Genomic DNA, 366 nt, shown 5'->3' with positions numbered 1-366 from the left:
AGGGCGCCGACAGTCGACGGCATGCCCTGAACAATCGACCAGAGGTGATTCGGATCGTACCCGGACCAACCCCGCGACTGTGCGAGCCATGTGTATTGGACGAGACCGGCTTGCGCAAGTGCGAGGCATGTGCTGCCCGAACCGTAAGCGCCAATCGCGTAGGGTGGACAGCCGTTATCCGTTTCGGCTGTGGCTAGCCCTTGTGCGACGCCGTTGAAGTAATCGGTGATGCAGCCGTTGATGTCGGCGCTGCTGGCGTCATAGTCGACTGCGAAGTACAACGCCGTCTTGGACGGTGCACTCAATGCCGCCGCTTGCGTCGCCGCTCGCTGTCCGTCGCTCTGACCGCGGCTGTTACTGAAGTAG

General features: G+C 61.7%; 1 protein-coding gene. It reads right to left on the bottom strand.

Annotation, left to right across the window (positions count from 1 at the left end):
* A partial coding sequence (locus SB752_RS32045; RefSeq protein WP_410719447.1) for a glycoside hydrolase domain-containing protein occupies positions 1–305 on the bottom strand: 305 nt, incomplete at its 3' end.
* Between the last annotated feature and the right edge of the window lie 61 nt (positions 306–366).

The sequence above is a fragment of the Brevibacillus sp. SIMBA_040 genome (assembly GCF_046535075.1).
In the GTDB taxonomy this organism is placed as follows: Bacteria; Bacillota; Bacilli; order Brevibacillales; family Brevibacillaceae; genus Brevibacillus.
This window is presented reverse-complemented; position numbering and strand designations above follow the sequence as displayed.